This window comes from Paenisporosarcina sp., from assembly GCF_057785155.1.
This window is the reverse complement of the sequence record NZ_JBYNRN010000034.1, coordinates 97,292-104,757: the sequence shown is the minus strand read 5'-3', so window position 1 is coordinate 104,757 and position 7,466 is coordinate 97,292. Positions and strand designations below refer to the sequence as shown.

The following is a 7,466-nucleotide window of genomic DNA, read 5'->3' as shown; positions in this document are numbered from 1 at the left end:
CAGAGGGGCCTTCCCTCTGCTTTGGAACGTTACTTAAAAGTACACACTGTAATATAAATTGAAGCGCCGTATACGAGACCCGTACGTACGGTGTTGTGAGAGGGGCGAAAATAAATTACTTTATTTTCCCTCTACTCGATTTGTCGAGTTTTGTCGAATTTATATAAATTTTAAAATTAATTGTTATATTGAGTTAATAACAAAATTTTCATAAAGGGGTTTTGATTTTTGGAGTTTAAAATGATAGGAATAGAAGACATACAAGTTAACTTACTCAATCCGAGGTATGTGCCTCAAGATTCAGAAATAGAAGAGATGAATTTGATTATTGAAAATGGTAATATTGAGCAGCTTATGAAGGATATTTCAAAGTATGGGACAGACCCAAGTGAAAATCTGCTTGTAACCAAGGACGATGACGGAAGCTATATTGTAGAAGAGGGAAATCGTAGAATTACCGCTATAAAAATACTGAATAATCCTAACGTAGTACCTAAAAGTATAAATTATAGACCAGCATTTATTGAGAGAGTAAAAAAAATAAAATCTGAAAATAATTTTAAAGAAATATCTGAAATACAATGTGTAATCATGGAAGATGAAGAATTATTAGAACATTTTATTACACTTAAACACACCGGTGCTAATGAAGGTGCCGGAAGAATATCTTGGGATACAGAAAGCCAAATAAGATTTGATAGAAAAAATATTTATAGAAGATATTTATTGGACTTAATTAATTCAATAGTAACAAATAAGACGGAAGGTTATAACTTCACTACCATAGAGCGAATTCTTGGAGATCCCGATATGAGGGAATCATTTTCAATTATCATTGATAAAAAAGTACCATCTATTAAGTTTGGAACCAAAGAGGGAAAAAACTTTTTCGACTATGTGATAAAAGGTTTAAGTGAAAAAAAATACAAAGTAAAAGACTTTCATTCAAAACAAGATCGACTAAACTTTATAGAATATTTAAAAGGTAAAAATCAATGTGGAAGCGAAGAGATTTTAAAGAATGATGAACCTAGCAAATCAGAAGTTCCAGAAGTCTATACTGAAAATATTCCAAGCGTAATTCCAAATGAACTTATCGAAAGAGAACAACCGGTTTCTGAAATACCAACTCCATTAGTAGGTCCATCAAGAACAACGACCCGCCGACAAGGGGAACCCAAAAGAAGAATGTACCCTTTTCAAGGAATTAATTATAAAGGATCCAATCCAGGTATCAGTAGTGCACTGCACGAATTACATCATATTCCTGATATATATAGTTATCCTCTAGCGGTTACTACTCTTTTCAGAACTCTAATTGAATGTACTCTACAAGAATATGTAACAGTTACAAATCTACAATTAATTATTAAAGACAAGAAAGATATAAAAGATTTATCAATCGCTACTTTATTGCAAACAACGACTGATAATAACGGGAATTTTAAGAATTTACAAAAACAAAATGGTGTTATCAGCAGAATAATAAATGAATCCAACTCAAAGAGGGATCAAGATGAGCTAAATATGGTAACACACGGAAATTACCGTTTCCCTTCAAAAGTTGCTCTTCTAGAGATAGAAAGAAGATGGTTTGATGCAATTGCAATCATGATTGGAGAAATAAATGGCCATAAATAATTCATTGATGTAAAATAGAATTCGAGGTGATATTATGGCAAATTTATCCCCGCTTAGATATCCTGGTGGAAAAGATAAAACTTATAATTATGTTAGACATTTGGTACAACTTAATAATATTAATACTTATATAGAGCCATTTGCAGGTGGGGCAGCCGTTGCAATCAGGCTTTTGATTAATAATGATGTAGATAAAATAATAATTAATGATTTTGATAGAAGTATTTATGCATTGTGGAATACTATCCTAACAAATCCACAGGAATTAATCAGTTTGATAGAGTCTACTCCAGTAACAATGGACGAATGGTATAAACAAAGAGCAATACAAGACCGAAAACATTACGTTGATGAATTGAGCTTAGCCTTTTCGACATTATTTTTAAATCGTACAAATAGATCTGGAATAATTAAGGCTGGAGTAATTGGTGGAAAAAATCAAAACGGCAATTATAAAATGGATTGTCGATTTAATAAAATAAGTATAATCGAAAAAATTTATACTATTTCTAAATACTCAGATAAAATAAAAGTTTGTAATTATGATGCTTTGGAATTTATTGAGAAGGAAATAAAGTACACCCATAAGTCTTTAACATTTTTTGATCCGCCATATTACTGCAAAGGGCCAGATTTATATACCAATTTTTATGAACATCAAGACCATGTTGAATTGGCAAAAAAAATTAAATCAAGGATGTTAAATAAATACTGGATATTAACCTATGATGTAGCAACTGAAATTGAAAGGCTTTATTATAAAAACGACCATAAGAAATATTATCTTAATTATTCAATCGCTACTCCATCAAAAGGACAAGAGTTTATGTTCTTTTCTAAAAAAATAAATATGGGCCTAATAGATACTTTTTTGAATATCGTCTAAAAATAGCTCGCTTTTGGCATCTCAAATGAGGTGCTATTTTTTAATTGTTGCACAAAGAACAGGTGTTCGCATGTAATAAGTTAAAAATTCTTATCATTGGGAGGATTAATGTGAATGAGTCTATTACCCCATGAATAACCCCCCGCGTTCTCCCCAATAATATTAAAAGCTTACGTAATTATACACTAGAGTAAATTAAGAATACGAAAAAAAAGTGGATTTAATTAATGTAAATAAGCATATATAAAGTTAGAACATGTTCCGCACATCTGTACACCCATGGGAACGCGAGCAGTATTTGAAAATGTATTAATAAAGAAAGAGATGAAGCGAAATCGCTTCATCTCTTTTTTGTTCTTGATTATTAAAGATGAAATTAGAAAGTAATGAAGGTCATATGAATGCATCACCGAGGAAATCCAATCTATTACGACTAATCATGAAAACGTATCAAAATAAAGAGACCCAATCAACATCCCAGAAGGGTGGTTGATTGGGTCTCTTTCCACAAAAAAATAATATTGGCTGACTGAGGATGAAAATGTCAGTCAGCATGATATCGGCTCGTTAATACTATAGCATTTTTATCTCGTAAATTCAATAGAGATTAATAAAAAACCATCTCCTTTAAAGGTAGATGGTTTGATGTATTAATGAATATGTCGGTATACGCCAACTACTTTACCTAAAATAGATACTTGATTCACGATAATAGGTTCCATAGATGAGTTTTCAGGCTGTAATCGGAAATACGATTTTTCTTTGAAGAAGCGTTTAACAGTAGCTTCGTCATCCTCTGTCATAGCAACGACGATTTCCCCGTTATTAGCTGATTGTTGTTGTTTTACGACAACATAATCTCCATTTAATATTCCTGCTTCAATCATACTATCTCCCATGATTTCAAGCATAAATAAGTTATCTTCTGTTGATCCAAATGTATTCGGCAGAGGGAAGAACTCTTCTATGTTTTCAATCGCTGTAATAGGTAAACCAGCAGTAACTTTACCGATAAGTGGGACGTGTAGAACACTTGGGCTTAACGAAGCGAATTCATCTAAATCTAGTATTTCAATTGCTCTAGGTTTTGTTGGATCTCGACGTATGAGACCTTTACTTTCTAATCGAGCTAAATGCCCATGAACTGTAGAACTAGAAGCTAAACCAACAGCTTCACCAATTTCTCTAACGGAAGGCGGATACCCTTTTTTACGTACCTCATCTTTAATGAAAGTTAAAATATCTTCTTGACGCTTAGATACTTTTTTCAACTGGTTCACCTCTTTTGTCTATAATAATGTCTTTAACTAAAGATAGTATATCAATTCAGAATGAAAAATGCAAACATAGGTTCTAATTATTTGTTGACAAGAAACAAGTGTTCGGTTTATAGTTAATTTATAAATTACGAACACACATTCTGTTTGGAGGGATTTACAATGATATGGATAAAAAATAATCAATTTATTACTTTGCTAATAGGTGTGGTATTTGTTTGTTCAATCTTATTTGTAACGAATATAGTAGAAACTAATGAAACATATAATGAAATTTTTATTAATGACGGTGATACTCTTTGGTCATTGTCTGATCAATATAGAGGAAAGATTCCTAAAGAAGCATGGATTGCGGAAGTAATGGCTGCTAATCATTTACCTACTCAAATGATTCAAACTGGTGATGTTTTAAAAATTCCTGAAACCTTACATCAATATGCTCCAGATCATGGTGTTGAATTAGCTGGTGAAACTGAATGAACAATTCAGTGAAAACAGCAGTTATATATTCACGTGTTAGTACGGATAAAGAGACGCAAGAAAAATCCTTAATTAGACAAGAAGAAGAATTAAGGATATTTGCAGCAGACAATAATTACTTTGTAAAAGAAACATTCTCAGATCAACACAGTGGCTATTCTGTTGAAAGAGAAGGCTTGCTTGAAATGTTAGATTACGTAAAGGAACATAGCATTTCAGTTGTTTGCATTCAAGACGAGACTCGACTCGGGAGAGGTAACTCTAGAATGGCTGTTTTGCATTTATTAAAGAAAACGAATGTACAAGTTGTTTCAATAAATGATGGTGGTTCACTGCAAATGAACGAGATGGACTCGATGATGCTAGAGATATTGGCATTAGTTGAGGAATATCAACGTAAGCTTCATAACGCTAAAATTAGAAGAGGAATGAAGCGAGCTGTTACTCATGGTTTCAAACCTGAGAAGAACTTAAAAAATCAAGGCAATCCAGAAGGTAGAGAAAGAAAAGATATCCCAATCCAAGAAATTGTAAATCTTCGAAAGAATGGGTTAACATATGAAGAAATTGCGTCAACACTTAGAGGGTTTGGATACTCGGTTAGTAAAGCAACTGTTCATCGTCGATATATTGAATATTCCGAAAGACTTGAAGGCTAAATGCTTGCGCTTCAAGTCTTTTTTGCATACCTTTAATAAAGGTTAATTTAAGAAAGGCGTGAATATTTATGTTATCACCGGAAAAACTCCAAAGAATCAATGAACTATCTAAAAAGTCAAAAACAAGCGGCTTAACAATGGAAGAAGCTAAGGAACAAACGAATCTCCGAAAAGAATATCTAGAAACTTTTAGATCTACAATGAGAGATACGATTGAACATGTTAAAGTTATTGATCCTGAAGGCAATGATGTGACACCTGATAAAGTAAAAGCAACAAAATCTAAAAAGTTTTTAAATTAATCAACATCTCAGTTAGCATTGTCAGCATGCTCAAAGTTGACTACACTAAGAGAAGAAGAAAACTTAGTTTCAGAAAGGGTGTCGTTTATGACTCAACAAGCAGATCAGTTAGCTATTAATACTATTCGTACGTTATCCATTGATGCAATCGAAAAAGCAAATTCAGGTCATCCAGGTTTACCTATGGGTGCTGCACCAATGGCTTATACCCTTTGGACAAAACATTTACGTCATAATCCTGAAAATCCAACATGGTTTAATCGTGACCGATTTGTTCTTTCTGCTGGTCATGGTTCAATGTTGCTATATAGTTTATTGCACCTAGGTGGGTACGACTTACCGATGGAAGAAATTAAAAATTTCCGTCAGTGGAATTCTAAGACTCCAGGACATCCTGAAGTTGGACATACTTCTGGAGTTGAAGCGACAACTGGTCCTTTAGGGCAAGGTATTGCTATGTCTGTAGGTATGGCAATGGCCGAGAGACACTTGGCTGCTGTATATAACAAACCAAACCATCAAGTGGTTGACCATTACACATATGCTTTATGTGGTGACGGTGATTTGATGGAAGGTGTTGCAGCAGAAGCTATTTCTCTTGCAGGGCATTTAGAATTAGATAAACTGATTGTATTATATGATAGTAATGATATTTCATTAGATGGTGATTTAAATAAATCGTTCTCTGAAAAGATTCAAAAACGTTTTGAGTCAAACGGTTGGAATTATATACATGTAGCTGATGGAAATTCGATTGAAGATTTAAATAACGCAATTGAATCAGCGAAAAACCATAAAGGTCAACCAACTTTAATTGAAGTTAAAACAATTATTGGATTTGGTTCGCCAAATAAATCTGGGAAATCAGATGTTCATGGTGCGCCATTAGGGAAAGATGAGATTTTATTAACGAAAGAAGGGTACAAATGGACTTTTGAAGAAGACTTCCATGTACCTGATGAAGTTTACGCTACATTCAAAGAAGCTGCCCAAAAATTAGGCGGCGACAATGAAGCTTCATGGAATGCTTCATTTGATGCATACAAATCAGAGTTCCCTGAATTAGCAGCTCAATTACAATTAGCGATTAAAGGGGATTTACCTGAAAACTACGATTCCGAGTTCCCAGTATTCGAAGTTGGAACTTCTCATGCTACACGTTCGACATCTGGAGATGCTTTAAATGCAATTGCCAAAACTGTCCCTTCTTTGTTCGGTGGTAGTGCAGATTTAGCTGGTTCAAACAAAACAAATCTTAAAAATGCTGGTGATTTCTCAGCAAGTTCGTATGAAGGCCGTAACATCTGGTTTGGCGTTCGTGAATTTGCGATGGGTGCAGCTTTAAATGGTATGGCACTTCATGGTGGGTTACGTGTATTTGGTGGAACATTCTTTGTCTTTAGTGACTATGTTCGCCCAGCTATTCGTTTGTCTGCATTAATGGGATTACCTGTTACTTATGTGTTTACACACGATAGTATAGCTGTTGGTGAAGATGGTCCTACGCATGAGCCAGTAGAACAACTGGCTTCATTACGTGCAATGCCAAATCTATCCGTTATTCGCCCTGCTGATGGTAACGAATCGAATGAAGCATGGAAACTTGCCATTTCTTCGAAGGATATGCCGACAGCACTTATCCTTTCACGTCAAAACTTGCCTATACTTGAACATAGTGCGGCATTAGCTAAAGAAGGGGTTGCTAGAGGAGCATATGTTGTTTCACCAGCATCTAAAGAAGAAGCGGATGCGTTAATTCTAGCGACAGGTTCTGAAGTTTCGTTAGCAGTAGATGCTCAAAAACAATTAGCGAAAGATGGAATTGATGTTGCTGTTGTTTCAATGCCTTCTTGGGATCGCTTTGAAAAACAAGATGCTGAATATAAAAATTCGGTACTTCCGAAAACAATTAAGAAGCGCCTTGCAATTGAAATGGGAACGCCATTTGGTTGGGAACGCTACTCTGGTGATGAGGGAAGTATTTTAGCTATTAATCGATTTGGGGCAAGTGCTCCGGGAGAAATAGTGATGAAAGAATTTGGTTTCTCAGTTGAAAATGTTGTAGCTCGTGTGAAATCGTTAATGAATAAATAGTAAAAACAAGTAATGGCTAAATTTCGCCATTACTTGTTTTTTTTCGCTGAAAATAGTAACAAACAGCTTACTCCGTTCGACAGAATATTCTTGAAGTATCCTTTATACTATTGAAAAAACGGGGGAA

7 protein-coding genes are annotated in these 7,466 nt (G+C 34.3%); 6 read left to right on the top strand and 1 reads right to left on the bottom strand.

Annotation, left to right across the window (positions count from 1 at the left end):
• The first annotated feature begins 228 nt into the window (after positions 1 to 228).
• Positions 229 to 1,641 (top strand): hypothetical protein, encoded by a 1,413-nt coding sequence (locus AC3EA5_RS12900; protein WP_488608704.1) that lies wholly within the window; start codon positions 229 to 231, stop codon positions 1,639 to 1,641.
• Positions 1,642 to 1,675: 34 nt separating this feature from the next.
• The gene (locus AC3EA5_RS12895) at positions 1,676 to 2,527 is read left to right on the top strand and encodes a DNA adenine methylase (RefSeq protein WP_488608703.1); all 852 of its coding nucleotides are present in this window, start codon (positions 1,676 to 1,678) and stop codon (positions 2,525 to 2,527) included.
• Between the two features lie 650 nt (positions 2,528 to 3,177).
• On the opposite strand, the gene lexA is transcribed toward AC3EA5_RS12895, so the two are convergent.
• On the bottom strand, positions 3,178 to 3,798 hold the full coding sequence (lexA, locus tag AC3EA5_RS12890) for a transcriptional repressor LexA (RefSeq protein WP_394187468.1): 621 nt from the start codon (positions 3,796 to 3,798) through the stop codon (positions 3,178 to 3,180).
• Positions 3,799 to 3,966: 168 nt separating this feature from the next.
• Between lexA and yneA the strand changes: the two genes are divergently transcribed.
• The 4 genes from yneA (at position 3,967) to tkt (ending at position 7,339) form a co-directional block, all read left to right on the top strand.
• On the top strand, positions 3,967 to 4,284 hold the full coding sequence (yneA, locus tag AC3EA5_RS12885; protein ID WP_488608702.1) for a cell division suppressor protein YneA: 318 nt from the start codon (positions 3,967 to 3,969) through the stop codon (positions 4,282 to 4,284).
• Positions 4,281 to 4,943: a YneB family resolvase-like protein gene (locus AC3EA5_RS12880; RefSeq protein WP_488608701.1), complete on the top strand. Its 663-nt coding sequence runs from the start codon at positions 4,281 to 4,283 to the stop codon at positions 4,941 to 4,943. The genes yneA and AC3EA5_RS12880 overlap by 4 nt, the downstream gene beginning before the upstream one ends.
• Positions 4,944 to 5,011: 68 nt before the next feature.
• Entirely contained in the window at positions 5,012 to 5,245 is a 234-nt protein-coding gene (locus AC3EA5_RS12875; protein ID WP_394187471.1) for a DUF896 domain-containing protein, read from the top strand.
• 87 nt (positions 5,246 to 5,332) lie between these two features.
• A complete protein-coding gene (gene tkt / locus AC3EA5_RS12870; protein WP_488608700.1) occupies positions 5,333 to 7,339 on the top strand; it encodes a transketolase in 2,007 nt (668 codons plus the stop codon).
• Positions 7,340 to 7,466: the final 127 nt, after the last annotated feature.